A 24474-nucleotide genomic window follows, 5' to 3' on the forward strand; every position below is an offset into this window, starting at 1 on the left:
GAATTAACACACATGGCGCCACTTTCACCTCTTGCGCCTCTTGTTCCCACTGCGGTCACCGTCGCAGGGCACGCGCTTTCGGTCCTACGGGTTCGCGGTCGCCTCACACGTTCGGGGGCCTTCCCTCGATCGGACGTCCGAGCACGCCGGGTCTCCGCTGCCATGGACGCGGACCCGAGGGCGGCCGATATCCGACCCCCAGGGCGTCAAGTCGCAGGTAGTGGGCCGTCATCCGGCGCTCGAAGTCGGCGAAGTCACGCTCAGCGGGTTCCGGCAGCCGGCTCCAGGCCACCTCGGCGAAGGCCACCAGGCGCGGGAACGTCTGGTAGTCCACGCGCGCGGGGTCCTCCATCACCTCGGTCCACACATTCGCCTGGGTGCCCAGCACATGCCGTGCCTCGTCGGGCGTCAACTCCGGTGGTACCGGCTCGAACCGGAAGACGTCCTCCAGGGTGCGTACGAAGCCGATGGGCACCGGCTCGTCGGGGCCGCCGTCCTGACGGTGGTCCAGATACACCTGCTGCTCGGGGCACATGACCACGTCGTGGCCCGCGCGGGCCGCCGTGATACCGCCCGCGTAGCCCCGCCAGGACGACACGGCCGCCCCCGGCGCGAGGTTGATTCCTGTCGCCTCGCCTCCGGGTGCTCTGATCCCCTGTCGATTCCCCCGGCCCGAGGCCGGGGGCGCCCCCACCTCGTCGGGCGGTCGTCTCGCTGCCTCTTCCTCGTCGTCGTCGCTTTCGGCAGGGGCGCGCCCTTCGGCTCGGCTCCCGCCCTGCAGGATCTCGTCCCATCCGATCAGGCGACGCCCTCGCGCGGTCAGCCAGTTGCCGAAGTGCCGGACGAACCACGACTGCAACTCGTCCTCGTCCGCGAGCCCCAGCTCCCGGATGCGGGCCTGTGCGGTGGCCGACTCCTTCCACTGGTCCTTGGCGCACTCGTCGCCGCCGATGTGCACGAACGTCGACGGGAACAGCTCCAGGACCTCCTCGAACACCCCCTCGTAGAAGTGCAGGGTGTTGTCGGTGGGGGCGAGCACGTTCTTGCTGATGCCCCAGGTGTCCCAGACGGTGAGGGAGGTCGTGTCGATGACATCGGTGTTGCCGAGTTCCGGATACGCGGCGATGGCGGCCTGGCTGTGTCCCGGGATGTCGATCTCGGGGACCACGGTGATATGCCGCTCGGCCGCGTAGGCGACGATCTCGCGGATGTCGTCCTTCGTGTAGTGACCGCCGTGCGGTTTCTCCTCCCAGAGGGGTGATGCGCGATGGCCGGATTTCGTGCGCGCCCGCCAGGAGCCGACCTCCGTCAGCCTCGGGTATCGCTCGATCTCGATCCGCCAGCCCTGGTCGTCCGTCAGGTGGAAGTGGAGGACGTTGAGTTTGTGCGCGGCCATCAGGTCCAGATAGCGGAGGATCTGGTCCTTGGGGAGGAAGTGCCGGGCGACGTCGAGCATGAGACCGCGCCAGCCGAAACGGGGGGCGTCCTCGACGGTCTGGTGCGCGATGCCGTACGTGATCCCCGGGCGGACCGGGGCGCGCCGGAACGCCTCGGGGCCGAGGAGTTGACGCAGGGTCTGGGCGCCCCAGAAGACCCCCGCCGGGCCGCCGCCCCGGATCTCGATGCCCCAGTTGGCGACGACACCGAGCTTGTACGCCTCCGGCTCCAGGCTCTCGTCCAGGCGCAGCCGCACCGCGTCGCGCGCGTCCTCGGGGCCGGGCGGCAGCGACAGCCCGAGGGCCGCGCCGAGGGTCGAGCGCAGCCAGCGCTGCGTCCCCTCCGTGCCCGGTGCCCCCCACAGGGTGGTGTTCTCGTCGAGCGATACGCCGCAGCGCATGGGCCCCTCGACGGCGAGGGGCGCCGGAATCAGGTCCGTTTTCGTCACGTCAGTCCTTGACCGCGCCGCCCAGTCCGGAGACCAGTCGTCGCTGTACGAGTACGAAGAAGATCAGCACCGGAACGGTCATCACCGTGGACGCCGCCATCACGCCGCCCCAGTCCGGCTCTTCGGGCTTGTAGAACACCAGGAGGGCCATCGGCAGGGTCGACTGGGAGGTGTCGCTGATGATGAACGACTTGGCGAACAGGAAGTCGTTCCAGGCGGAGATGAACGAGAAGACGCTGGTGGCCACCAGCCCCGGGAAGACGAGGGGGAAAAGGATCTGCCAGAGGAATCGGGAACGGCTCGCCCCGTCGAGGTGGGCCGCCTCCTCCAGCGCCTGGGGTACGGCCTTCACGAAGCCGCGTAGCATCCAGATCGCGAACGGCAGCGAGAAGGCGATGTGGGGCAGGATCAGCGCGCCCAGGGTGTTGAGCTGGCCGAAGTCCCGCATCTGGAAGAAGAGCGGGATGGTGAGCGCCTCCACGGGCACCATCTGGGCGACCAGGAACATGATGAGCAAGGTGGTCCGGAAACGGAAGCGGAATCGGGTGACCGCCGTCGCCGCGAGAAACGCGATCAGCGCCGAGACGACCACCACCGTGCAGGCGACGACAAGGCTGTTGACGAAGTAGCGACCGAATTCCTGCTGCCCGAAGACCCGCCGGAAGGCATCAAGAGTCGGCGCGAGGGTCCAGGGCCGCGGCTCGGCCGACTCGATCTCACCCGCCGGCTTGAACGCGCTCAGCACCATCCAGTAAAGCGGGAACGCCACCACGACCGCGATGACCAGGGCTGATGCCTCCGCCGCGAGCCGCCAGGGCCGCCGTACGAAACCCGACGAATTCACAGCTCCTCCCGTTGTCCGCGCAGCAGTCGCAAATACACCAGGGTGACCGCCAGCAGAATCACCAGCATCACCACGCCGATCGCCGAACCGAGGCTGTACTGGGAGGACGCGAAGGCCTTCTGGTAGGCGTACACGTTCAGTACGAGGTTCTGGCCCGCGATACCGCCGCCGCCCGTCATCACATAGATCTGGGTGAAGACCTTGAAGTCCCAGATGATCGACTGAATGGTGACGACGACGAGGATCGGCCGCAGCATCGGCGCGAGGACCGACCGCCAGATCCGCCACTGCGAGGCACCGTCCAGGGCCGCGGCCTCCAGGACCTCGGAGGGTACGGAGCGGATGCCCGCGTAGACGGTCACCATCACGAACGGGAAGGAGCACCACACCACTTCGAGCAGGACGAGGAAGAAGGCGCTGTAACGCCCGTACGTCCAGGAGTGGTCGCCGAGGCCCAGGATCCGGTTGACCGGGCCGAAGTCCGGGTCGAACAACAGCAGCCACACCGTGGAGCCCGTGATCGCCGGGGTCGCCCACGCGCCCAGCGCCGCCAGCATCAGCGCGAGGCGCGGCACGGCCCGTACTCGTGTCAGCAGCACGGCGAGCGCGCACCCGACGGCGAGCGTGGAGACCACACAGGCCGCCGCGAACACGACCGTGGTCAGCAGGACCTGCCAGAACTGGGGATCGCCGAACAGTTCGGCGTAGTTCCCGAAGCCCTGGAAGGAGGTCGGTTCGCCGCCGCTGACCTGGGCCTGGGTGTATTCGAGGAGCGAGATCAGGCCGAGCTGATAAACGGGGTAGACAAGAAGCCCACCAAGGACGACAAGGGCGGGGGCGAGATAGAGCCATGGAGTCCACCCACCCCCGCCCCGCAAGGGGCGCGGGGAACTGCGCGAGAAACCACGACCCACCCGAGGCCGCCCACGCTCAGCACCCCCCACCCCAGTGGGCGCCCCCCGCTCAACCAGCGGAGCTGAACGCATCGTTCATCTGCTTCGCCGCGTCCTTCGACGCCTCAGCCACGTTCTTCTTGCCGCTGACGACCTCCTGGAACATCGTCGGCAGCACCAGCGACGCGTCGATCTGCGCCCACGCCGGGGACGCGGGCACGAACTTCGTCCCGGAGGACAGCGTCCTGACGAACGGCTCGATGAACGGCTCCTCCTTGGCCGCCTCGGCGCGTACGTCGGTGTACGTCGGCAGGAAGCCCATCGCGTCGAAGAGTTCGCCCTGGGTCTCCTTGGACGCCAGCCGCTTCATCAGGTCGACGGCGAGGGTGCGGTGCGTGGTGCTCTTCAGGACGCCGACGTTGTTTCCGCCCGCGAACGCGGGGGCCACCGAGCCGGGCTTCACTCCCGGCAGCGGTACGACGGCGTACTTGCCCTTGACCTTGCCGGCCTCCACGGCCGCGTGGCTGAAGTCGCCGCCGATCGCCATGCCCGCCTTGCCGGCCGCGAACGCGGTGACCGTGTCGTTGCCGCCCATGCTCGCGCACTTGGCGGCGGGACAGTTGTCGTCCCCGAACAGCGAGGTGTACGCCTCGATGCCCTTCCGGGCGGCCGCGCTGTCGATCGTGGAGGCGTACGAGCCACCCTTGCCCTCGGCAATCTCGCCGCCATTGGCCCAGACGAAGGGCATCGCGCCGTAGGTGTAGGCGCCGCCGACGACGAGCCCGTACAGGTCGGGCTCGGCGGCGCGGATCTTCTTCGCGGTGGCGGTCAGCTCATCGAGGGACTTCGGGGCTTCGAGACCGAGTTCCTCGAAGACGTCGGTGCGGTAGTACAGCGCGCGCACGCCCACGAAGAAGGGCGCCCCGTAGACCTTGCCGTCGACCGTCACGGAGGTCCTGGCGGTCGGGTCGGAGTCCTTGGCGTCGGACCAGTCGTTGAACTCCGTGGTGACGTCGGCGAGTCCGCCGTCCTTCACATAGCCGGCCGTGTCGGTGTTGCCGAACTCCATGAGGTCCGGGGCGCTCTTCGGGTCGTTGAAGGCGGCCTTGATGCGCTGGGCGCGGGTCTCGACGGGGATGTACTCGACCTTCACCTTCGCGCCGTCGTGCGCCTCCTCGAAGGCGGAGAGCACCTTGTCGACGACCTTCTGCTTCGGCTCGTTGCTCACCTCCTGGAAGAGCCAGACCCGGAGGGTGCCGGTCGTCTCGTCCTCCCCGGAGGACGAGTTGTCGGAGGTCTGGGGGGCGCAGGCGGTCAGCCCGGCGAGGGCCAGGGCCGCTACGGGCGTGGCGAGTCTGGCGGCGAACTTCATGAGCGGGTCCTCCGGAGGGGGGAGCGGAGCGTTGCAACATGTGCAACGTGCGTTTTGCTCTCTACAACACCTCGGAGGCTAGGGAGTACATGACAATGCCCACAAGAGGTCTCAACCACCTTGTGACCGGCAGAAGCACTCCGTGCAACGCAACGATGGCCGCGCGGGGCCGGGAATGGGGGAATTCAGTGATCGACGGCCGAAAACGAACAGCGGCCGGCACTCGTCGCGCCGACCGCACCCACACACACCGAAAACCGCACCCAGGCATGACAAGACCGCGGCACCCGCACCACAGGCACCGCGGCCTTCACCCGAACGATCCGGCGCACCGCACCCGGGGGTACGGCCGGACCTCCGGCTACTGCTTGCCGTCGCCCTTGCCACCCTGGTCGCCGCCGGCGCCGAGGGACTCGAAGATCTCCTTGCACATGGGGCACACGGGATACTTCTTCGGGTCACGGCCCGGGACCCACACCTTGCCGCACAACGCCACGACGGGCGTGCCGTCGAGGGCGCTCGCCATGATCTTGTCCTTCTGGACGTAGTGGGCGAAGCGCTCGTGGTCACCGTCACCGTGCGACGTCTGCGGCGTCGGCTCGACGAGGGTCCCCGTACCAGTACCGCGCTCGGGCTCAAGAGTGCTCATGACTGCAAGGGTAATCAACTGCCGGGGAGTGTGGGTCCCTGGCTTGCACAACGGGCGTCCCTGATGGTGACGCCGTGTTCGCGGCCGGCCCCGACCCGTCGGCGCGATGGCGCGGCAGGGGCCGGCGACTCGGCCCCCCGTCGCCACAAACCCCACGCGCGGACACGGATGTTGCGGGAGCTGCTCCCGGTCCGCATGATCAACGAATCCACAGGACCGGCGCTCGATGTCGCGTACGCGTCGCAGCGGCCTCCGTAGCAAGCACGCAGGGCCGCCGCCGGTGCGACATCCGCACAGAACCGCCGCCAGTACCGACACCCACACAGAACCGCCGCCGGTACGGCATCCGCACAGAACCGCCGCCAGTACCGACACCCACACAGAACCGCCGCCGGTACGGCATCCGCACAGAACCGCCGCCAGTACCGACACCCACACAGAACCGCCGCCGGTACGGCATCCGCACAGAACCGTCGCCAGTACCGACACCCACACAGAACCGCCGCCAGTCCCGAAGCCTGCGCGGGGTCGTCCCGGTGCGACGTCCGCACCGGTTTCGGCTGCAGCCGACCTCCACCACCAGATTCATGCCCGAGCCGCTGAAGAGAGTGGTCCATGGCCATATTCGCTCTTCGCACCCGTGCCGGACCCGTATCGGTGGCGAAGGCCCTCTCAGTTGAGCGAAGCGTCGTCCGGGTACGTGGCCACCATCGCGAGTTCGCTGCGCTGGCGGCGCAGGACCTCGCGCCAGAGTCTCTCCGGGCAGGGCGAGGAGACGTCACCGGGTTCGGACTCGACGACGTACCAGGCCCCCTCCACCAGTTCGTCCTCCAACTGGCCGGGGCCCCAGCCCGCGTACCCGGCGAAGATGCGCAGCGAGCCGAGCGCGGACGCCAGCAGCTCCGGCGGGGTCTCCAGGTCGACGAGGCCGATCGCGCCGTGCACGCGCCGCCAGCCGAGCGGGGCCCGGTCCGCGGAGCCGCCGCCGGGTATCACCGCCACCCCCAGCGCCGCGTCCAGCTGCACCGGGCCGCCCTGGAAGACGACCCCCGGTTCGCCGGCGAGTTCCGCCCAGCCCTCCAGGATGTCGGCGACGCCGACCGGCGTCGGCCGGTTCAGGACCACGCCGAGCGAGCCCTTCTCGTCGTGGTCGAGGAGCAGCACGACAGCGCGGTCGAAGTTCGGGTCCGCCAGGGCGGGCGTGGCCACGAGCAGCCGCCCTGTGAGCGAGGACACCTCGGTCATGCCAGACATGATCCCGCATCCTGCCCGCGCGTGGGGAGCCAATGCCGGTAGCGGTGTGAACGCAGCTCACGGCAGGGGGAAGCAGGCGGGGCGCACGGCCGCGACGGTGACCCCGTGTGGCCGGTGGTGAACGGTTCGTGTTGTGGCAAACCCATGACGTGGCTGAGAGGTCCTTGGGCTTACGGAAGGGGGGTGGGCGGCGATTACGCTAGCTCTCCGGCCCACGCCGCGCCGGTCCCCGCACAACGGGTCCACCGGCCGTCCGTCCACGCCGGAAAGCCTCTGCCCAACTCCACGGAACGCGAGATCCATGACCGTCAACGGCTCTGACGACGTACTGCTTGTACACGGCGGCACCCCGCTCAGTGGCGAGATCCGTGTCCGCGGTGCGAAGAACCTCGTACCCAAGGCCATGGTCGCCGCGCTGCTCGGCAGCGGTCCGAGCCGGCTGCGCAACGTGCCCGACATCCGCGACGTGCGGGTCGTGCGCGGGCTGCTGCAGCTGCATGGCGTAACGGTCCGCCCGGGTGACGAGCCGGGCGAGCTGGTGATGGACCCGACGAACGTGGAGAGCGCGAACGTCGCCGACATCGACGCCCACGCGGGCTCGTCGCGCATCCCGATCCTGTTCTGCGGCCCGCTGCTGCACCGGCTCGGCCATGCCTTCATCCCCGGTCTCGGCGGCTGCGACATCGGCGGCCGGCCGATCGACTTCCACTTCGAGGTGCTGCGGCAGTTCGGCGCGAAGATCGAGAAGCGTGAGGACGGGCAGTACCTGGAGGCGCCGCGGCGGCTGCGCGGCACCAAGATCCAGCTGCCGTACCCGTCGGTGGGCGCGACCGAGCAGGTGCTGCTCACGGCCGTCCTCGCGGAGGGCGTGACGGAGCTCGCGAACGCGGCGATCGAGCCGGAGATCGAGGATCTCATCTGCGTCCTGCAGAAAATGGGCGCCATCATCGCGATGGACACCGACCGCACGATCCGCATCACCGGTGTGGACTCGCTCGGCGGCTACAACCACAAGGCGCTCCCGGACCGCCTGGAGGCCGCCTCCTGGGCGTCCGCGGCGCTGGCGACCGAAGGCGACATCTACATCCGGGGCGCCCAGCAGCGCTCGATGATGACGTTCCTGAACACCTACCGCAAGGTGGGCGGTGCCTTCGAGATCGACGACGAGGGCATCCGCTTCTGGCACCCCGGTGGCCAGCTGAAGTCGATCGCGCTGGAGACGGACGTCCACCCCGGCTTCCAGACCGACTGGCAGCAGCCCCTGGTCGTGGCCCTGACGCAGGCCACGGGCCTCTCGATCGTCCACGAGACGGTCTACGAGTCCCGCCTCGGCTTCACGTCCGCGCTGAACCAGATGGGCGCGCACATCCAGCTCTACCGCGAGTGCCTCGGCGGTTCCGTCTGCCGCTTCGGCCAGCGCAACTTCCTGCACTCGGCCGTCGTCTCCGGCCCCACCCGCCTCCAGGGGGCCGACCTGGTCATCCCCGACCTCCGCGGCGGCTTCTCCTACCTCATCGCCGCCCTCGCCGCCCAGGGCACCTCCCGGGTCCACGGCATCGAACTCATCAACCGCGGCTACGAGAACTTCATGGAGAAGCTCATGGAGCTGGGCGCGAAGGTCGAACTGCCGGGCAAGGCACTCGGCTGAGCAGTGCCCCGTGAGGGGCGGGGGGTGTGACACCGCGGGGCGCGGCCGGCTGTGGCGCGCCCCGCAGCCGCGTCACGGCGCGTCTCCCGCACGACGATGGGGGCGGCACCTGGTTTCCCAGGTGCCGCCCCCATCAGGCGTTCCACGCGCCGTACGCCATCCCGTGGGACGGAGACGGCAAGGTTACTTGCCCTTGGCCGCTTCCTTGAGCTTGCTGCCCGCGGAGACCTTCACGCTGTAGCCGGCCGGGATCTGGATCGGGTCGCCGGTCTGCGGGTTACGAGCGGTGCGAGCGGCACGGTGGGTGCGCTCGAAGGTCAGGAAGCCGGGGATGGTGACCTTCTCGTCGCCCTTGGCGACCACGTCGCCGCAAACCTCGGCGAACGCGGCCAGCACGGCGTCGGCGTCCTTGCGAGTCACCTCGGCGCGGTCGGCCAGCGCGGCCACCAGCTCACTGCGGTTCATGTTGTTACTCCCGTGTTCTTCTTGCCGTTGAGGCGGACCGGGTCCGTCGTCAGACCCTCGCGCCCAGAAACGCATCCTGCACTCACCTGCGGCGGGAAAGCCAATCCAGCACCCCTGGGAGTCACACGACCACCCTTGGGAGTCGCGACAGGCCTGAGCTTGGCCGCCACACTAAAGGGCGGCACAAGCCCTCCGGCCCCGCGACGCGCCGATGGGGCGGGGCGTGGCAACCGTCACAGCGCGGGCTCAGGCCGACGCCGCCGCCTTCGCGGCCTCGCGCACCGCCCCGGCGACCGCGCCCGCGACCTTGTCGTTGAAGACGCTCGGGATGATGTAGTTCGCGTTCAGCTCGTCCTCGGTGACGACGTTCGCGAGGGCGGTCGCCGCGGCGAGCATCATCTCGGTGTTGACGGTGCGGGACTGGGCGTCGAGAAGACCGCGGAAGACGCCCGGGAAGACCAGCACGTTGTTGATCTGGTTCGGGAAGTCCGAGCGGCCGGTGGCCACGACAGCCGCCGTCTGCCGGGCGACAGCGGGGTCGACCTCGGGGTCGGGGTTCGCGAGCGCGAACACAATCGCGTTGTCGGCCATGGCGGCCACGTCGTCGCCGTCGAGGACGTTCGGGGCGGAGACACCGATGAACACGTCGGCCTCGCGCACGGCCTCCTTGAGCGTGCCCGTGAGGCCCTCGGGGTTGGTGTTGTCCGCGATCCAGCGCAGCGGCGAGTCGGCGGCGGCGTCGACGAGGTCGGCGCGGTCGCAGTGCACGACACCGTGGATGTCGGCCACGACGGCGTTCTTCACACCGGCGGCGATGAGCAGCTTGAGGATGGCCGTACCGGCCGCGCCGGCGCCCGACATGACGACGCGGATGTCCCCGATCGCCTTGCCCGCGACGCGAAGTGCGTTGGTGAGGGCGGCGAGGACGACGATCGCCGTGCCGTGCTGGTCGTCGTGGAAGACGGGGATGTCGAGGGCCTCGCGCAGGCGGGCCTCGATCTCGAAGCAGCGGGGCGCGGAGATGTCCTCGAGGTTGATGCCGGCGAAGCCCGGGGCGATCGCCTTGACGATCGTGACGATCTCGTCGGTGTCCTGGGTGTCCAGGCAGATCGGCCAGGCGTCGATGTCGGCGAAGCGCTTGAAGAGGGCCGCCTTGCCCTCCATGACCGGCATGGCGGCCATCGGGCCGATGTTGCCGAGGCCGAGGACCGCGGAGCCGTCCGTCACGACCGCAACGGTGTTGCGCTTGATGGTCAGGCGCCGGGCGTCCTCGGGGTTCTCGGCGATCGCCATGCAGACACGGGCCACGCCCGGCGTGTAGATCATCGAGAGGTCGTCACGGTTGCGGATGGGGTGCTTCGACGCCATCTCGATCTTGCCGCCGAGGTGCATCAGGAACGTACGGTCGGAGACCTTGCCGAGCGTCACGCCCTCGATGTGGCGCAGCTGCTCGACGATCTCGTCGGCGTGCGCGGTGGAGGTGGCGGCGATGGTGACGTCGATGCGGAGCTTCTCGTGGCCGGATGCGGTCACGTCGAGGCCGGTCACCGAGCCTCCGTGGGACTCGACGGCTCCGGTGAGCTGGGAGACCGCGGTTCCGCTCGCGGGCACCTCCAGCCGGACCGTCATCGAGTAGGAGACGCTGGGCGCCGTTGCCATGGCCGACTTCCTCTGCTTTCGCTGCTACTGCGTTTGCTGCGTTTTGCGGTCCGATCGTCGCACCTACCGTCGGGTAGGCGTTAGCCGTCCGGGGTTGAGAACGTTTTGTTCTCAACGAGAAGAGGTCCACGTCACATTCGACGTGGACCTCTCTCGCTGTTCAGTGGCACCGACCCGCCATGCTCGCCTCGCGGCAAGTGGTCGCTCTGAGCGACGAAGGTTGGGCCCGGGGGCTTGGATCGAGCCGGTGCCACACCCAGGCTAACAAACAGATCCCGTAAGGCCATTCCCGTACGGCAAGTTGTTTTTGGGGCGCCTTGGAGCCCGGGAGGCAGGGGGTGCGTCGGCGGGTGCGGGTTGCTCGCGTCGGTTCCCCGCGCCCCCGAGAACGCCGGGTGCGACCCAGGTCGTTCTCGGGGGCGCGGGGAGCCGCGCGACCAGTCCTCACCCGGCCGCAGCCGCAATCAGTCGCGCAACAGGTCGGGGACGCCCTTCTCGTCCGGGTCGTCCCGCTCCCCCGACACCAGCGTCAGTTGTTGCGTCGCACGGGTGAGGGCCACGTACAGCACCCGTAGCCCCGCAGGGGACTCGTCGGCGATCTCCGCCGGGGAGACGACCACCGTGGCGTCGTACTCCAGGCCCTTCGCCTCCAGGCTGCCCAGGGCGACGACGCGGTCGCCGAGGCCGGCCAGCCAGCGGGCGGCCTCGTCGCGGCGGTTCATGGCGACGACGACGCCGACCGTGCCGTCGACGAGGTCCAGCAGGCGCGCGGCCTCCGCGCGGACCGTGCGGGCCAGGGATTCCCGTACGGCGGTGACGAAGCGCGGCTCGACGCCCGTGGAGCGGACCGCCGACGGGGACTCGGAGCCCGGCATGGCCAGCGCGAGCACCTTCGCCGCCAGTTCGGCGATCTCGGCCGGGTTCCGGTAGTTGACCGTCAGGGTGAAGCGGCGGCGCGGGCGGCTGCCCAGGGCCTCGTCACGGGCCTCGGCCGCCTCGTCCGGGTCGGACCAGGACGACTGGGCGGGGTCCCCCACGACCGTCCACGTGGCGTGGCGTCCGCGACGGCCCACCATCCGCCACTGCATCGGGGTCAGGTCCTGCGCCTCGTCGACGATGACGTGCGCGTACTCGGTCCGCTCCTGCGCCAGCCGCTCGGCCCGCTCCCGCTGGGTCTCCTCGCGGACGGGCATCAGCTCCTCCAGGCCCGTGAGCTGGTCCAGGGGATCGAGATCGCGCTTCCTCCTGGGGCGGGCCGGGAGGCCGAGGACGGCCTGCAGTTCGTCCAGCACGGCGACGTCGTGGACCGAGAAGCCGTCCCGTTTCAGGGAGCGGGCGACCCGGCGGACCTCACCCGGGTTGAGGATGCGCCGGGCCCAGCGTCCGAGGCGGCGCTCGTCGGCCATGGCCGCCAGGACTCCGCGCGGGGTCAGCTCGGGCCACCAGGCGTCGAGGAAGGCGATGAAGTCGTCCTCGCTCGTGATGTCCTCGTCGAAGGAGGAGCGCAGTTCGGCGGCCAGTTCCGGGTCGCTGTGGCGGCCCTGCGCCCCCGACCGGGCCCACAGGGCGTCCAGGAGGAGCTTGCGGGCGCGGGGGCGCAGGAGGTTGACGGGGGCCGTGCCGCCGAGCGCGTTCTGGCGGATGCGGTCCAGTTCGGGCGCCTCCAGCTCGATACGGCGGCCGAAGGCGACGACCCGGAGGCGGGTGGGCACGTCGCCCGACTCCAGCGCGCCCCGCGCGGCCTTCCGCAACACCTTGAGCATGCGGTACGAGCCCTTGGCGCGGGCCACGGCCGGGGAGTCGTACAGCGTGGCCTCGGCGCCGCCCGTGTCCTCGGCCAGTGAGCCGATCGCGCGGATGGCGACCTGGCCCTCCTCGCCGAGGGACGGCAGGACGCCCTCGGTGTACGCCACCAGCAGCGGGGTCGGGGAGACGATCAGGATGCCGCCCGCGTACCGGCGCCGGTCCTGGTAGAGCAGGTACGCGGCGCGGTGCAGGGCGACGGCCGTCTTGCCCGTCCCCGGGCCGCCCTCGACGTACGTCACGGAGGCGGCGGGGGCGCGGATCACCAGGTCCTGTTCGGCCTGGATGGAGGCGACGATGTCGCGCATGGTGTGGCTGCGGGCCTGGCCGAGGGCGGCCATGAGGGCGCCGTCGCCGATGACGGGCAGCTCGCCGCCGTCGAGGAAGGCCTTCAGCTCGGGGCGCATCAGGTCGTCCTCGACGCCGAGCACCTTGCGGCCCTTGGAGCGGATGACCCGGCGGCGTACGACCCGGCCGGGGTCGACCGGGGTCGAGCGGTAGAAGGGTGCGGCCGCCGGGGCCCGCCAGTCGATGACCAGCGGCGCGTAGTCGGAGTCCAGGACGCCGATACGGCCGATGTGGAGGGTCTCGGCGATGTCGGCCGTGTTGTCGGGACGGACGGTGCCCTCGGCCGGTTCGACGGCGGTGTACGCGCCGTCCGGGCCCTTCTTGCCGTCCTTGCCGAGCAGCAGGTCGATACGGCCGAAGAGGAAGTCCTCGAACTCGTTGTTCAGGCGGTTGAGGTGAATGCCCGCCCGGAAGACCTGGGCGTCCCGCTCGGCGAGCGCGCCGGGGGTGCCGACCTGACCGCGCTGGGCCGCGTCGTTCATCAGGAACTCGGCCTCGTGGATCTTCTCCTCAAGACGCCGGTACACCCGGTCCAGATGTTCCTGTTCGACGCCGATCTCCTTCTCACGTACCGAATCGTGAGCGGAGTCGAGCGTTTCCTGCTGAACCTGAGCGGCCACCCGGGCCCCCTTCTGACGTGCTGGGCAGCCGTCTACCGTACGCGAAAAGGACCCCGACAGGCTATGTGCCCGACCGGGGTCCGTTCGCCGCTTGTCTCAATGTGTCACGCCTTGACCGAGACGAGCTTCTTCCCACTGAAGGTCAGGACCTCGAAGTGGTCGATCTGGTCCGGGGTGAAGGCGGCACCGCCGTGGGTGTAGAGCGGGTTTCTGGCCTGCTCCGTCTTGGCGTTCTTGATGCCGTAGCCCCACTTCGGGACGGACCAGGAGGTGACTGTCTCGCGCTCGCCGTTCTTGCCGACGGCGATGAGCGAGCACTTCTCCGGACCCTTGACGTTCTTCAGCTCCAGGACCGCGTGCGTGCCCCAGGCCTTGGACTCCATGCCGATCGTGGCACTGACCTGGGTGGACGCGTCGGTCCCCGAGACCTTGTCCGCCGCCGACATCTTGATGAAGGCCTCCTGGGCCGGGCCGGACGCCACCGGCGGCTCCTCGTCCCCGCCGCCCGTCGTCGCGAACACCGCCGTCGGACCGCCGACGATCAGGGCCACGCCGGCCGCCAGCATGAAGAAGTTGCGTCGGGTCTTCTTCGCGCGGTGCTGGACGACCTCGCCGACCAGCCGGTCCGCGAGTCCGGTGGTCGGTTTCGCGGACAGGGACTCGCCGATCGCCGGTGTGCCCTGGGAAGCGGGCAGGTCCGCGAGCGCGGCCAGCATCGGTTCCATACCGGCCAGCTCGTCCAGCTGCTGGCCGCACCATTCGCACGTGGCGAGGTGCATCTCGAACTGGGTGGCCTCGGTGTCGTCCAGTATCCCGAGGGCGTACGCGCCGACGGTTTCATGGATGTTGTCACCGGAACCTTGGGCTCCTTGCACAGACCCGGGCATTCCCGGTCCATACCCCCCGTAGATGTTGCTCATGCCGTCACCCCGCGCTCCTCTAGAGCCAGCTTCATCGACCGCAGGGCGTAGAACACCCGGGAGCGGACGGTGCCACTGGGGATGCCAAGCGTCTCGGCCGCCTCATTGACCGTACGCCCTTTGAAATAGGTCTCGACCAGGACCTCCCTGTGGGCAGGGGTCAGGTCGTCCAGCGCGTCCGACAGTGTCATCAGCCACAACGCCTTGTCGATCTCGTCCTCCGCGGGGATGACCTCCAGCGGCGACGGGTCGACCTCCTGCGGCCGGGCCTGCCGGCTGCGGTGGCCGTCGATGACGATGCGACGTGCGACCGTCACCAGCCAGGGGCGTACCGATCCGGTCGCTCGATTGAGCTGACCGGCGTTCTTCCAGGCCCTGATGAGAGTTTCCTGCACAACGTCCTCGGCACGCTGGCGATCGCCCGCGACCAGACGCAGCACGTACGCGAGCAAGGGTCCAGCGTGCTCGCGGTACAGCGCGCGCATCAGCTCCTCGTCTGGCTCTGAGGGCTGTGATGCGCGATGACGGGCCCTGTGCGGGCGTTCATCGGCCACAGCGGAATCCTTGCGCACGGCTACCTCCGGTGTCCGGGGGTTCCCCCAGTCGGTCGCTCACATCGGGATACGTAGGTAATCAGTTGTGTGTTCAGAGTTGAGCCACAACTTTCTCGATTCAACTGGGTGCGGGCGGGGCAGGTGGGGGACAAGTGCGTCCATATCCGTTGTTAAACCGGCACGCATGGACGGGAATTGTGAAGGCACCCAAGTCATGATGTGAAAAACAGCACTGCTGCTTCTTTACGGAGGTAGGGGGTTTGACCAACTGGCGCGCCGGGTAAGGCAGATGGGCATTTCTGCGCCAACGGGGAGAAGTAGGGCGCGAGAGGCGTGCCTTGAGGTGGGCTAGGCGCGGGCCAGGGCCGCTCGGCGGCGGTGGCGGGCCACGCGTTCGCGGTTGCCGCAGATCTCGCTGGAGCACCAGCGGCGGCGTCGGCCGCGGGAGGTGTCGACGTACACGATGGGGCAGTTGTCGCCCGCGCACCTGCGCAGGCCTGCGCACGCCACGGGGTCGGTGAGCAGCTCCACGGTGTCTCTGGCGATCAGGGCGAGCAGGGCGGCGCAGTCGGGGGTGTGGTCCAGGGCGCGGGTGAGCGTGCCGTCGTCCGTGCGGACGGCCCGCAGGGCCGGGGTGGCCGCGCGGGCCAGTTCGTTGACCCTCGCCAGGGAGATGTCGAAGGGGCGGGAGTCGGGCTTGCGGTCCGGTTCGCCCCGGACCAACTGGCCGATGTGCCCGCGGAGTTCCCGGAAGCCGACGAGCCAGGGCGGGGCGATGTGGTCGAGGGGGGTGCCTTCGGGGACCAGGCCGGCCGCGGTGATCCACCCGCGCAGTCGGTCCGCCGAGTCGAGTTGTTCCTCGGGGTGGGTGGTCGCGAGGAAGTCCAGGCAGAGGTGACCGCAGTCGAAGCGGGGGTCATGTGCCATGCGCCTGTCACCGCCTTGGGGTGCCGACCGGCAGGGGTGCGTCTGAGGGGTACGTACCCCTTACCTTGCCCGGCCGCGCCCGAGGGTGGAACCCTCCGGGGGGTGGCTGGATCCGCTCGCCCCCGCCGCCCCTGCCCGTCCCTCCCCCACTCTCGGCTTCGCCCGAGCGGGAGGTGCCCGCATCCAGGGGCTGCGCCCGTTCGACCCCCAGCCGCGGGTCCGGGGGGCCGGTCGGGCAGTTTCCTCGCGCCCCTTGAGGGCCTACGGCCCCTCAGGCGCGAAGAGCACGGGGCGCAGCGCCTGCTTCTCGGGGGCGCGGGGAACTGCGCGACCAGCCCCACGAACCCGCGGACGAACAACCCTCACGCGTCGTACTTCGTGTCCGCTGCCGGGTCCAGGGCCAGGCGGTAGCCGCGTTTTACCACGGTCTGGATCAGTTTCGGGGTGCCGAGGGACGTGCGGAGGCGGGCCATCGCCGTCTCGACGGCGTGTTCGTCGCGACCGGAGCCGGGGAGTGCCCGCAGGAGGTCCGAGCGGGGGACGACCCAGCCCGGCCTGCGGCACAGCGCCCGCAGCAGGGACATACCGGCCGGGGGGACGGGGCGGAGGTCGCCGTCGACCAGGACCGCGTGGCCGCGGATCTCCACACGGTGGCCGGCGATGGGCAGGGTGCGGGCGCGCCCGGGAAGTTCCTGGCAGAGGAGCTGGACCAGGGGGCCGAGGCGGAAACGCTCGGGCTGGACCGTGTCCACGCCGTGGGCCTGGAGTGGGAGGGCCGTCACCGGACCCACGCAGGCGGGGAGGACGTCGTGGTTGAGGGCGTTGAGCAACTCCGGGAGCAGGCCCCGGTCCTCGGCGCGGGAGAGCAGGGACGCCGCCGCCGGGGCGCTGGTGAAGGTGAGGGCGTCGAGGCCGCGGCCGACCGCCGAGTCGAGGAGGCGGTCCATGGGGGTGATGTCCTCGGGGGGCATCCAGCGGTAGACGGGGACCCCCACGACCTCCGCTCCGGCGGCGCGCAGGGACTCCACGAAGCCGGGGAGCGGTTCACCGTGGAGCTGGATGGCGATACGGCGGCCTTCGACACCCTGCTCCAGCAGCCGGTCGAGTACCTCGGCCATGGATTCGGAGGAGGGGGACCACTCCTCGGTGAGGCCGGCGGCCCGGATCGCGCCCTTCACCTTCGGCCCGCGTGCCAGGACTTCGACCCCCCGCAGCCGGTCGAGGAGGGCCTCGCCCAGGCCCCAGCCGTCCGCCGCCTCGATCCAGCCACGGAATCCGATCGCGGTCGTCGCCACCACGATGTCGGGTTGCAGGTCGAGCAGGTCCTTGGTCGCGGCGAGCAGTTCGCTGTCGTCGGCGAGCGGCACGATGCGCAGGGCGGGGGCGTGGAGGACGGCGGCTCCGCGGCGCTGGAGGAGCGCTCCGAGTTCGTCGGCCCGGCGGGCGGCCGTGACCCCCACGGTGAACCCCGCGAGTGGCCCGTGTTCCGTCTGCACTGTCCGATCCATCCGATCCATCAGAACCGTCCTGTCCGGTCGATCGGCTCGATCTGATCGCTGGGTCGCTGCTGTTCGTCGTACATGGCTCTCGTCCCGCAGTCGAGTCGTTGCACTCAGTCGATGCACTCGGTGATGCACCGATTGGTGCGCCCACATACCGAACGAGCCTGTCAACGGCGCGTGACAGGCTCGGTTCGGGTTGATGTCGCTGGTGTTACGTCACTCGTGTCAAGGCATGGGCGATGTCACACCTCGGCGTAGCTGAGCTGCGGCTTCGCCTCCGTCGTGGCCGTCTTCGCGGAGGTGTTCGAGGCCGGGCGCCGAAGGTATACGGCCCAGGTCACCGCGAAGCAGACACCGTAGAAGGCGAGGAAGCTGACGAAGGCGCCGGTGCCGGAGCCGACCGTGAGGAAGGACTGGCGGAAGGCCAGGTTGATGCCGAGGCCGCCGAGTGCGCCGACCGCGCCGATGATGCCCATGGTGGCTCCGGAGAGGCGGCGTCCGTAGGCCGCGGCCTCCTCGCCCTCCAGCCCCTTGGCGAGGGCCTTGGCCTGGAAGATGCCCGGGATCATCTTGAAGGTGGAGCCGTTGCCCAGACCGCTGAGGACGAAGAGCACGATGAACGCGGTGGTGAACAGCGGCAGCGACTTCTGCATGGAGGCGATGACGATGACGCCGGTGGCGCCGGCCATGGCGACGTAGTTCCACAGGGTGATCTTGGCGCCGCCGTACTTGTCGGCGAGCGCGCCGCCCACCGGCCGGATCAGCGAGCCGAGCAGGGGGCCGATGAAGGTGACGTACGCGGACTCCAGCGGCGTACGGCCGAACTGGGTCTGCAGGACGAGGCCGAAGGCGAAGCTGTAGCCGATGAAGGAGCCGAAGGTGCCGATGTAGAGGAAGGACATGATCCAGGTGTGGGCGTCCTTGACGGCTTCCTTGGCGGCGCCGGTGTCGTTCTTCAGCTCCGCGATGTTGTCCATCTTGACCCAGGCCAGGACGGCGGCGATCACGATGAAGGGGATGTAGACCCCCAGCAGGACGCGCGGACCGCCGCCGGCCCCGATGACGGCGAGACCGATGAGCTGCACGACCGGGACGCCGATGTTGCCGCCGCCCGCGTTGAGGCCGAGCGCCCAGCCCTTCTTCCGCAGCGGGAAGAAGGCGTTGATGTTGGTCATGGAGGAGGCGAAGTTGCCGCCGCCGATACCGGCGAGCATCGCGCAGATCAGGAACGTGTTGAACGAGGTCCCCGGCTCCATCACGAGGAACGCCGCGACCGTCGGGATGAGCAGCAGGCTCGCGGAGACGACCGTCCAGTTGCGTCCGCCGAAGAGCGCCACCGCGAAGGTGTAGGGGATGCGGACGATGGCGCCGACCAGCGTGGCCATCGAGACGAGGAAGAACTTGTCGGCCGGCGTGAGCCCGTACTCGGGGCCCATGAACAGCACCATCACCGACCAGACGGTCCAGACGGAGAAGCCGATGTGCTCCGAGAGGACCGAGAAGATCAGGTTGCGGCGGGCGACCTTCTCGCCGGTCTCGTTCCAGAAGGCCTCGTTCTCGGGATCCCAGTGCTCGATCCAGCGGCCTCCCCTGCTTGGTGCGGGGGCAGTGCTCGGGGCTGTCATGACGCCTCCACGTTCTCCGGACTCAGGTGGTGCGATGCGGTGATGAGGGGTGATGAGTCCCGAAGGTAGGGAGGGCGCGTTTCCTGTTCTGTGGCACCGGGTGACCGGAAAGGAACTTCGCTCTCACGTATGCGCGGACCGGCCGGTGAGGAATCGGTGAGCAGGGCGTCATACCTCGTGGTCACGCCACCTTCGGCGCGGCCCTCATGCCAATGTAGGCGCACCGCGTGCCGTCGCTCAGCGTGGCGAAGACCACAGGCATCCAGTCCTCCGCGAACGAGGCGCCGCCGCCCGACCCGGCGAACACCGTGTCCGACAGGGGTACGAGGTCCATCTCCAGGTCCGGCGAGTAGCCCACCATGCCGTCGACGAAGGCGTAGGTGAGATGCGGTGTGCCGTTCCTCTCGCCGATCGTGATGACGACCCCCTCCCTCTTGTACGTACCGGCCCAGGGCGTGATGTCGACGGCGGGCGGCTCGGCGGCCGGGGCGAACGGCGCGGGCATCGTGATCCCGGCCAGCTCCGCCATCAGCTCGCGCAGCAGGTCGGCGTAGAGGAGACGGGACGAGCCGCCGTTGGTGAGCAGCGCGACGGCGACGCCCTCGGTCGGCACCACCCGGAGGAAGGCGTACTGCCCGGTCGCGGCGCCGTCGTGCCCGTAGCCCGGGACACCGTCCCAGTCGTACAGCGTCCAGCCGAGCCCCCAGCCGTCCGCGCTGACCGTCCACTTGTCGGGTACGTCGGTCTCGCGGGCCTGCATGGCCGCCACGGTCCGGGGGCGGAGGATCCCGCCGCCACCGTCGAGGTGGGCCTTCGCGTACCGGACCACGTCACCGGCGGTGGCGAGCACCCGGGCGCCCGGACCGGCGGCGCGCGGCATCATGTCCCAGACCGGTGCCGGGACCTGGGTCCCGCCCTCCCCCGCCATGTGCCCCATGGCCGCGCGGAACGGCAGCGCCTCCTCCGGCAGCGTCATGGTGTGCGCGAGCCCGAGCGGCGCGAACACCCGCTCCTTGAGTGCCTGGTCCCAGGTCAGGCCGGTCAGCACCTCGACGATCCGGCCGAGCACGACGTACCCGATCCCGCTGTACGACACCGCCGTACCCGGCGGGCAGTCCATCGCCACGCCCTTCGCGGCCTCGACGTACCTGGCGATCGCGTCGTCGCCACGCCCGGTGTCGATGTGGAAGTCGCAGGTCAGGCCGCTGGTGTGAGACAGCAGCATGCGGGGTGTGATGACCTCGGTGGCCGCCGGGTCGACCGTCGCGAACTCCGGCAGCACCCGCACCACCGGGACGTCCAGGTCGAGTTCACCGGACTCCACCAGCTGCATGACGAGTGCGGCCGTGTAGACCTTCGCGATCGAGCCGAGCTGGAAGACCGAGTCCGTGGTCGCCTCGACGCCGGTCGCCCGGCTCAGCACACCGCTGGCCAGCTCGTGGACCTCACCGTCGACGAGGAAGGCGAGGGTCGCGCCGGGCACGTCGTGGGTGGCGCGGAGGGTGTCGAGGCGGTGCTGCCAGTGGGCGAGGTCGGGGGTGGCCTGCTGGGACATGGCGTTCTCCTTCGGGTGGCAGGGAATCGGAGCCGCCGCCGTACGCTGTGCGGCGACAAGGAACACTGTACGCACTGCGAACACTGTGCGCAAGGCCGTACGGCGTTCCTTCCCTGGCACGGAAAAGGGCCGCGCACGACTGCTGTGCACGGCCCTCGAGCGGGGGGTGTGTCAGAGGCGGGTCGCGAGGCCGTCCAGGATCCACTGGAGGCCGTGGTCGAAGTTGTCCTGGACGACGTCCGCCGACTCGGCTCCGGCCTGTTCCGCGTACCGGCGGCTCAGGTGCGGGTGGTCGCGGGTGGCCCGCTCGATGGCCGGGCCCACCTGCCGGGTCCAGTCCTCGGGGCTCCGTCCGCTGCGGGCGAGCATGGTCAGCCAGGCCGCCTCGGTGGTGGTCATGCCGAGGACGTACGCGAAGAGGATGCGTACGGCGTGGTCCGCGCGGTCGAGCGTGAAGCCCGCCGTGTGCAGCATGGCGAGCATGCTCTCGGTGAGCCGCAGGGAGTTGGGGCCCAGGGAGACGCCGACCTCGCCCAGCATCGGGGCGATCCAGGGATGGCGCAGGATCGTCGCGCGGATGCCGTGCGCACAGCGGGCGGCGGCGGCCCGCCAGTCCTGGGCGGCCTCCGGGCCCGGTACCTCCATCTCGCCGTAGATCCGGTCGACGAGCAGTTCGATCAGCTCGTCCCTGCTCGCCACGTGCGAGTACATGGAGGTCGCGCCCACGTTCAGCCGGGCACCCAGGCGGCGCATGCTCAGCGCGTCGGCACCCTCCTCGTCGAGCAGCCGGACGGCCTCGGCGACGATCAGATCCCGGGTGAGCGCGGGCCGCTCACGCCCGGGGCGTCGGGGGCGGGCCCAGACGGAGGGGATGACCGCGGCGGTCGGATCGGCGGGGGTCTGCGGGTTCTCGGGCATGACGGCGCCACCTCCCGGCTTCGACGGACATGACGGTGCGTGCAGCGTACGTCCCCCCGCACGCTGTACGAGTGCCACGCGCACCTGCGGCAGCTGATCGGCGACCGGGGCATCGCCGGGCAGGCGAGGCCGGGCAGACGAGGCCGGGCGAGCTGGGACAGGCTGCGCGTCCCGCGCGTCTGAACGGAGGCTGAGGACAACGATGACGATGACCGACTCGAAGACCGACTCGAACCGCAGAGCGGTACGTACGGCGATCCAGGCCCTGTTGGCGGTGGCGACCGCCCTCCCGCTGCTCGCCGACACCCCGGGAGTGGCCGATCTCCCCGGCTACTCCACGCTGGTGGTCGCGGCCACCGCGCTGAGCCGGCTGATGTCCATGCCGTCGGTGGACCGCCTTCTCCCACCGTGGCTCAAGGCCGGATCCGGAGGGGCCGTCGATGGTGGGCAGTGATGAACGGGCCTCCGTGGCACTGGAGTTGGAGCGCCTGCGCAGAGCCGTGGACGTCGGCTTCGCCACCACCCGCGGCGACCTCGCCCTCCTCCTCCAACGCGCCGACCAGACCGACAAGACCCTCTCCGAGCACGAGGACCGCCTGGACGCCCTGGAACGCTCCCGCTGGCCCCTGCCGTCGCTGGCCGCGGTGACCTCGTGCGCGGCCCTGGCCGTGACGGTGTGGTCGACGACGAGCGGAAAGTAGACCCACAGCAAGGGGGTGGGCCGGTGACTCCGGCCCACCCCCACTTGGTCGTGGAAGCGTTCAGCCGTGTTGCCAGGGCCGGAGCGCGCAGACGTCCCAGGAGAAGCGGCGCAGACGCGCCTGCTCGACATGCGTGGCAGTGTCGCCGTAGGTGGTGTTGAGATGGCGCCCGAGAACGACGACGGCCACACTGCCCGCACCGGAGGACTTCAGAGCTGCCGCTGCGGACTGAACGTGGTGGCCGGTGGCCCAGGTGTCGTCGATGAGCAGGACGTTCTCACCCCAGAGCGCCGACGCGATGTAGCGCGACGGGGAAGCCGTGCGGCCGAGGGTGGCCGCGTCCGGCGTCGGGGTCAGCAGGTCTCGGTGGCGGTCGCGGGTGACGCCGACGACATCGGCCACCATGGTGCGCAGGGGATGGCCTTCGCGCCCGCTGGTGCTGGGAACAGTGGTGACCACGCTGAAGCCGGGGACCGCGCAGTGGGCCGCGACGCAGACTTCGTGCAGAGCGAGGAAACGCCACAGGACGGCCGCAAGGCCCATCTGGAAGTACTGCCGCTGGGGCCCCGTGGTGTTCTTGTACGCCACAGCTCATTGGCGTACTGCTCGTTCTTGAGGGCCCCGGCTCACCGGGACCACGGCGTCGGCAACCCCCACACCGAGGATCTTTCTGACCTTGCCACACTGCCAGCAGGTGGGATAGCCAGGTTTCGCAGGACCTCGGCATACCTGACACACACTCGTGTCCGGCAGTAAGGGGTGAACCAGGAAGTTGGCGTAGCGGGCGGACAGCCCTTCAACGGTTGCCACCCGGATCCGCCGCCTACGCCCAGGTCAGCTCGCCCGTGGCGGGGACGAGGGAGTCGAGGTGGTCGAAGACGTCGGCCGGGCCGTCGACGACGGTCGTGTTCGGTCGACTCGCGTACTCCCTGGCCCATTCATGAGTCATGAGAGAGCGCATGAGGAAGACCCTGCGGCCGTGCTCCAGGGCGAGACGGGCCTGCATGCGAGCCCCGCTGCGGTACGCCGCCTCGACCACCACCGTGGCCAGGCTGTAGCCGCTCATCACAGCGTTGCGCATGGGGAACGACGCCTTCGAGGGCGGCGCGGAGGGCCAGAACTGGGAGAGCACCAGTCCTCGCTCGGCGATCTCCCGCTGCAGGCCGGCGTTCTGCGCCGGGTAGGCGTGGCGCAGGCCGGTGCCGACCACCGCGACCGTCCGGCCGCCGACCGCGAGTGCGGTCCCGTGTGCCGCCGTGTCGATCCCGGCGGCCAGGCCGCTGACCACCGTGACTCCGCGTTCGGCAAGTCCTCCTGAGATGGCGCGAGCGTGGGCGATTCCCTCGGGCGTGGGGGTGCGAGTGCCGACGACGGCGACCCGCAGGTCGTCCTCGACAGCGGTGCCGCGCAGGAACAGGAACGGCGGCCGCTGGTGGACCAGCCGCAGGTAGAGCGGATAGCCCTCGTCAAGGATCGTCACCAGGCGCATGCCCTCGCGCTCCCATGCGGCGATCTCCGTGGCGACGGCTTGCAGATCCACGGTGGGCTCGGTGTCGAACAGAGCACTCTGGCCCGAGGCGTCGAGCGCGCTCTCCAGGACCTCGCGGGCACTACCGACGGTCTCGATCTGGTCGGTGAGCTCGGGCCAGGGGCGGTCGCCGCGCCGCAGCAGTGCGACGAGGGCGGCTCGCTCCAGGTCCTGGTCCATGGCCCGAGTATAGGGACGGCTTCCTGACCGCACGCCCGGCGGAGGAGGGGCGCCGCACCGGCCGAGGGTCACTCCTACGACGCACGCGGCGCGGTCCGTAGTCAGACGGCTACGCATCCGGACTCCACCCCTGCCCCACCCAGCTCGAACCACATCAGCTTCCCCCCACCCCTCCCGAGGCTCCCGCCCTCCACCGGCCAGCACCCCCATCGGTCGGCGCACTGGCGGATGAGGAAGAGGCCCCGGCCGTGGTCGATGTCCGTCGAGGGTGAGCGTGGGACCGGCGCGGCGTCCGGGTCGTCGAACGGAGGTGGGACGTACGCGCTGTGGTCCCAGACGAAGACGCGCAGGCGCCCGCCGCCGAGGGCGACCAGGCGTACGGAGGAGGGACCCTTCGTGTGCTGGTACGCGTTGGTGACCAGCTCCGAGGTCAGCAGCTCGGTGACGTCGACGATCTCGTGAAGGCCGTGACTCGACAGGATCGCCCGCACGGTCACGCGGGCGATACGGGCGGCCCGGGGGTCGCAGGGCAGACGAAGGGCGTACTTCCAGCATTCGGGCGAACGGGAGTCGAGCGGGGATACGGTGACCATGAACGCCTCCGGGGAGGAAGGGGACTTGGGC

At 69.9% G+C, this 24474-nt stretch carries 23 protein-coding genes; 4 read left to right on the forward strand and 19 right to left on the reverse strand.

All coding sequences use genetic code 11. The annotated features are described in order from the left end of the window. Nucleotides 1-103: 103 nt before the first annotated feature. The 6 genes from OG858_RS17530 to OG858_RS17555 form a co-directional block, all read right to left on the reverse strand. Nucleotides 104-1885 (reverse strand): beta-N-acetylhexosaminidase, encoded by a 1782-nt coding sequence (locus OG858_RS17530; RefSeq protein ID WP_319064972.1) that lies wholly within the window; start codon nt 1883-1885, stop codon nt 104-106. 1 nt (nt 1886) lies between these two features. Then, nucleotides 1887-2729 carry a carbohydrate ABC transporter permease gene (locus OG858_RS17535; RefSeq protein WP_086754134.1) on the reverse strand — a complete coding sequence of 281 codons (843 nt, stop codon included), beginning with the start codon at nt 2727-2729 and terminating at the stop codon, nt 1887-1889. Further along, on the reverse strand, nt 2726-3715 hold the full coding sequence (locus OG858_RS17540; protein WP_328544726.1) for a carbohydrate ABC transporter permease: 990 nt from the start codon (nt 3713-3715) through the stop codon (nt 2726-2728). The genes OG858_RS17535 and OG858_RS17540 overlap by 4 nt, the downstream gene beginning before the upstream one ends. Next, nucleotides 3693-4994 carry an extracellular solute-binding protein gene (locus tag OG858_RS17545; RefSeq protein WP_328544725.1) on the reverse strand — a complete coding sequence of 434 codons (1302 nt, stop codon included), beginning with the start codon at nt 4992-4994 and terminating at the stop codon, nt 3693-3695. Before OG858_RS17545 ends, OG858_RS17540 begins: the two co-directional genes overlap by 23 nt. A 361-nt stretch (nt 4995-5355) precedes the next feature. After that, a complete protein-coding gene (locus tag OG858_RS17550) occupies nt 5356-5643 on the reverse strand; it encodes a DUF3039 domain-containing protein (protein WP_037703589.1) in 288 nt (95 codons plus the stop codon). Between the two features lie 672 nt (nt 5644-6315). After that, on the reverse strand, nt 6316-6888 hold the full coding sequence (locus tag OG858_RS17555; RefSeq protein ID WP_086750626.1) for a YqgE/AlgH family protein: 573 nt from the start codon (nt 6886-6888) through the stop codon (nt 6316-6318). Nucleotides 6889-7198: 310 nt separating this feature from the next. Here OG858_RS17555 and murA point away from each other — a divergent pair, with 310 nt between their 5' ends. Continuing rightward, nucleotides 7199-8545: a UDP-N-acetylglucosamine 1-carboxyvinyltransferase gene (murA, locus tag OG858_RS17560; protein ID WP_037703591.1), complete on the forward strand. Its 1347-nt coding sequence runs from the start codon at nt 7199-7201 to the stop codon at nt 8543-8545. A gap of 183 nt (nt 8546-8728) precedes the next feature. Here the strand turns inward: murA and OG858_RS17565 are convergent, their stop codons facing one another. From OG858_RS17565 to OG858_RS17610, 10 genes are all read right to left on the reverse strand, one after another. After that, nucleotides 8729-9010 carry an HU family DNA-binding protein gene (locus tag OG858_RS17565; protein ID WP_037703592.1) on the reverse strand — a complete coding sequence of 94 codons (282 nt, stop codon included), beginning with the start codon at nt 9008-9010 and terminating at the stop codon, nt 8729-8731. 246 nt (nt 9011-9256) lie between these two features. Then, nucleotides 9257-10669 carry an NAD-dependent malic enzyme gene (locus OG858_RS17570; protein ID WP_319064975.1) on the reverse strand — a complete coding sequence of 471 codons (1413 nt, stop codon included), beginning with the start codon at nt 10667-10669 and terminating at the stop codon, nt 9257-9259. Nucleotides 10670-11133: 464 nt separating this feature from the next. After that, nucleotides 11134-13440 (reverse strand): HelD family protein, encoded by a 2307-nt coding sequence (locus tag OG858_RS17575; protein WP_086746154.1) that lies wholly within the window; start codon nt 13438-13440, stop codon nt 11134-11136. A gap of 104 nt (nt 13441-13544) precedes the next feature. Continuing rightward, nucleotides 13545-14327 (reverse strand): anti-sigma factor family protein, encoded by a 783-nt coding sequence (locus tag OG858_RS17580; RefSeq protein WP_179200735.1) that lies wholly within the window; start codon nt 14325-14327, stop codon nt 13545-13547. 29 nt (nt 14328-14356) lie between these two features. Beyond that, nucleotides 14357-14932, reverse strand: a complete 576-nt coding sequence (locus OG858_RS17585; protein WP_013003188.1) for a sigma-70 family RNA polymerase sigma factor — start codon at nt 14930-14932, stop codon at nt 14357-14359. Nucleotides 14933-15262: 330 nt separating this feature from the next. Then, nucleotides 15263-15841 (reverse strand): CGNR zinc finger domain-containing protein, encoded by a 579-nt coding sequence (locus tag OG858_RS17590; RefSeq protein WP_086746152.1) that lies wholly within the window; start codon nt 15839-15841, stop codon nt 15263-15265. Nucleotides 15842-16203: 362 nt separating this feature from the next. Next, a complete protein-coding gene (locus OG858_RS17595; protein WP_086747787.1) occupies nt 16204-17358 on the reverse strand; it encodes a uroporphyrinogen-III synthase in 1155 nt (384 codons plus the stop codon). Nucleotides 17359-17585: 227 nt separating this feature from the next. After that, nucleotides 17586-18968, reverse strand: a complete 1383-nt coding sequence (locus tag OG858_RS17600; RefSeq protein ID WP_086747786.1) for a nitrate/nitrite transporter — start codon at nt 18966-18968, stop codon at nt 17586-17588. A 181-nt stretch (nt 18969-19149) separates the two neighbouring features. Then, on the reverse strand, nt 19150-20523 hold the full coding sequence (locus OG858_RS17605) for a serine hydrolase domain-containing protein (protein ID WP_107482300.1): 1374 nt from the start codon (nt 20521-20523) through the stop codon (nt 19150-19152). A 171-nt stretch (nt 20524-20694) separates the two neighbouring features. Next, nucleotides 20695-21441 carry a TetR/AcrR family transcriptional regulator gene (locus OG858_RS17610; protein ID WP_086747785.1) on the reverse strand — a complete coding sequence of 249 codons (747 nt, stop codon included), beginning with the start codon at nt 21439-21441 and terminating at the stop codon, nt 20695-20697. A 39-nt stretch (nt 21442-21480) separates the two neighbouring features. Between OG858_RS17610 and OG858_RS17615 the strand changes: the two genes are divergently transcribed. The 3 genes from OG858_RS17615 to OG858_RS17625 are packed head-to-tail and all read left to right on the forward strand — an operon-like array spanning nt 21481 to nt 22142. Beyond that, entirely contained in the window at nt 21481-21624 is a 144-nt protein-coding gene (locus tag OG858_RS17615) for a hypothetical protein (RefSeq protein ID WP_327724152.1), read from the forward strand. Nucleotides 21625-21649: 25 nt separating this feature from the next. Continuing rightward, nucleotides 21650-21895: a hypothetical protein gene (locus OG858_RS17620; protein ID WP_086753199.1), complete on the forward strand. Its 246-nt coding sequence runs from the start codon at nt 21650-21652 to the stop codon at nt 21893-21895. Then, entirely contained in the window at nt 21882-22142 is a 261-nt protein-coding gene (locus OG858_RS17625) for a hypothetical protein (protein WP_086753197.1), read from the forward strand. The genes OG858_RS17620 and OG858_RS17625 overlap by 14 nt, the downstream gene beginning before the upstream one ends. A 60-nt stretch (nt 22143-22202) precedes the next feature. Here OG858_RS17625 and OG858_RS17630 read toward each other — a convergent pair whose 3' ends face one another. The 3 genes from OG858_RS17630 to OG858_RS17640 form a co-directional block, all read right to left on the reverse strand. Beyond that, complete coding sequence (locus OG858_RS17630) at nt 22203-22730, reverse strand: phosphoribosyltransferase (RefSeq protein WP_256960990.1); 528 nt, start codon at nt 22728-22730, stop codon at nt 22203-22205. A 235-nt stretch (nt 22731-22965) separates the two neighbouring features. Beyond that, entirely contained in the window at nt 22966-23850 is an 885-nt protein-coding gene (locus tag OG858_RS17635) for a DNA-processing protein DprA (RefSeq protein ID WP_327743934.1), read from the reverse strand. Nucleotides 23851-23951: 101 nt separating this feature from the next. Further along, entirely contained in the window at nt 23952-24443 is a 492-nt protein-coding gene (locus OG858_RS17640; RefSeq protein ID WP_319263704.1) for an ATP-binding protein, read from the reverse strand. Between the last annotated feature and the right edge of the window lie 31 nt (nt 24444-24474).

This window comes from Streptomyces europaeiscabiei (assembly GCF_036346855.1).
Lineage (GTDB): Bacteria > Actinomycetota > Actinomycetes > Streptomycetales > Streptomycetaceae > Streptomyces > Streptomyces europaeiscabiei.